Origin of the sequence: Flavobacterium sp. UBA4854, assembly GCF_002399805.1 — a bacterium.
Classification (GTDB): Bacteria; Bacteroidota; Bacteroidia; order Flavobacteriales; family Flavobacteriaceae; genus Flavobacterium; species Flavobacterium ginsengisoli.
The window spans coordinates 5012-7741 of the sequence record NZ_DHEI01000077.1 but is presented as its reverse complement, the minus strand read 5'-3'; the positions used below and the strand labels follow the sequence as shown (position 1 = coordinate 7741).

Sequence of the window (2730 nt, the reverse complement as noted above, 5' to 3'; positions counted from 1 at the left end):
TATTTTAATTTTTCTTTGTTTTTATTGTAATCGAGATATAAAAACAATAATCCGCCAATTGCTAAAAGATATAAAGTATAGGCCCACCAGGTTCTGTACCAAGGCGGTAAAACTTCTATTGAAATAAGACTGACATCTTTATTCCAACCTCCTTTAAAATTGGTTGTTTTAACTTTAAAAGTATACTTTCCTTCAGGAAGTCTTGAGTAATTTGCTTTTCGGGTCTGTCCCACATAATTCCATTGCTCATCCCAACCATCTAAAAAATAAGCGTAATTTATCTTGTCTGCATTGTTGTAATCTAAAGCAACAAATTCTAATGATAGAGTCGTTTGATCGTATTCCAAATTAACCTCTTTAATTTTATCAGAATCGGTAGCGACTTCTGCATTCGTTTCTTCAATCAACTGATTGTTGACATAAAAATCAGTCAGTAAAATAGTATTCTTTTGATTGAAGCCTTTTATCGATTTAGGGTAAAAAATATTAAATCCGTTGATTCCTCCAAAAAGAAATTCGCCAGATGAAAGTTTGATTCCGGCATTAAAGCTAAACTGATTGCTTTGAAGTCCATCATTTACAGAGAAATTACGGAAGGTTTTACTTCTTTTATCGTATCTGCAGATTCCATTATAAGTACTCATCCACAAGTTGCCTTCATTATCTTCTAGTAATCTTAAAATAGTATTCGAAGGCAAACCATCATCAATAGTCTGTCTTTTAAAAGTATTTGTTTTTCTATCAAATAATAGCAAACCTCCTTCTTGAGTTCCTATCCATAAATTTTTATTTTTATCTTCATAAATACATCTAATAGGGTTTCCAATCGCTTTTTTAGTGATTTTTTTAGTGTCTTTATCAATTGACAAAAGTGAAGTGTAATTTCCTGCCCATAACTTTCCATCTGAAGTTTCGGTTATGCATTGCAGGTTATCAATCCTTTTATCAAAAAGTTCAAATGCATCTTTATTTCTATTTAAAAGGTACAACGAACCTTCATTTGTAGCACTTGCCCAAATATTTGATTTTGAATCTTTAAATACAAACCAGATATTTTTCTCGGTTTGTTTTGTATGAGAATTATAACAAGAATAGTGTTTTACATTATTGGTACTCTTGCTTATTTTATTGATTCCTCCCGCCCAAGTAGAAACCCAAATGTCATTATTATTATCGCGAACAATTCCAGTAATAAAAGGGCTAGAAAGCGAATTTCCATAATTGGTGTACGAATTGTTTTTTCTATCCCAATATTTCAAGCCTGCGCCATCTGTACCTACCCAAACATTCCTTTTTTCGTCTTCACAAAAAGATAAAATAAAATTGTCGGCAGGATCTTTAGCATTATAACGAATACTTTTAAAATACTTTGGAGTATCGCTCAACATACTTATTCCGCCACGAAGCGAGCCAAACCATTTGTTACCTGATTTATCTTCATATAGACTCCAAACTGAATTGCTTTTGGCTAATTGTTCGTTATAAGGCAGAAGTTTTTTAGTATTCGGATTAACGTAGAATATTCCGCATCCGTCTGTTGTCACCCAAGTTATTCCTTTTTTATCCACCAAAACATCAGTAACGCTGCACTTATTCGAAAAATAATTTTCTGAAATCGAACCTGATTTTGTGTTTAATAAAAAAAGTCCTTCGTCGGTTCCTAATAAAAGATTTCCATCAGAAGAAAGTTTCATCGCTTTTACTCCTATCGAAAGCGGAAAAACAATTTTTAAGTCTTTTGCTTTATAATCATAAGTACAAACTCCAACATTGCGAACATATATCCAACATCCCGATTTCTCTTTATTTTCTTGAATTGCAATGGCATCGTAATTAGAAATCGTAATTCTATTTCCTAATGCATTTAAAGGAATATGTTTACCTGTAAAAGAACCATTTTCAAAAGCCAATAAACCTAATTTCTGTGAAGCGACTAAAACTAAATTATCTGAAACCGAACGCATTTGATGTATAATATCTTGAAGCACTTTTGGTTTATCATCCCACAACGTATACTTAACGGTATGAAAAGACGCTTTTGTTTTATCGTAAATACATATTCCGCTGGTTCCTCCTACCCAAATATTATTTCTAGAATCACCTTCAATATTGTAGATTGTATTGAACAAAAGTGATTTTTTATCGTTTATTCTGTTTCTGAAAACTTTAAAATTATAGCCGTCATATCGGTTTAAGCCATCGTACGTTCCAAACCACATATACCCTTCTTTATCTTGGTAAATTGTAATTATGGAATTGTTAGACAAACCGTCTGATATGTCAAGGAATTTGATGGGGTAATCTTGTGAATATAGGGAAGAAGAAAACCCTAATAAGAATAGAAAATATAGAACAAAAGGCTTCAAAATGAGTTTGGTTTTCTGGTTTGCGTAATAAGCACAATTATAAGATAATTTTGCTTAGATTCCTTAAATTTTAGACCAAAAGCATATTTCTGCACCGAAGTTGCAGGATTTTATTCTGATATGTTGTTTTTGATAAATTAATTCTTACCTCTTTTCTATGCTTATAAAGCCCAAAGATTCAATCATTTGAATTTTGTATTAGGTCTTATATTACATTCCAATAGTTGAAACCATTGGCTATGTTCACAAAAAATCATAGAATGATGCGCAAACCAAACGTTTCCTACGGAACATAAAAAAAGAGCCTGTCTCAAAAAATGAGACAGGCTCCCCTTCTATTATTTTTTATTAATCTAATAAAAAC

The 2730-nt window shown here is 31.8% G+C and carries 1 protein-coding gene; it reads right to left on the bottom strand.

Going from position 1 to position 2730, the window contains the following annotated elements; genetic code table 11:
- Positions 1-2267, bottom strand: a 2267-nt coding sequence (locus tag B3J44_RS10740) for a ligand-binding sensor domain-containing protein (protein WP_286968431.1), incomplete at its 3' end; no start/stop codon positions are given.
- Positions 2268-2730: the final 463 nt, after the last annotated feature.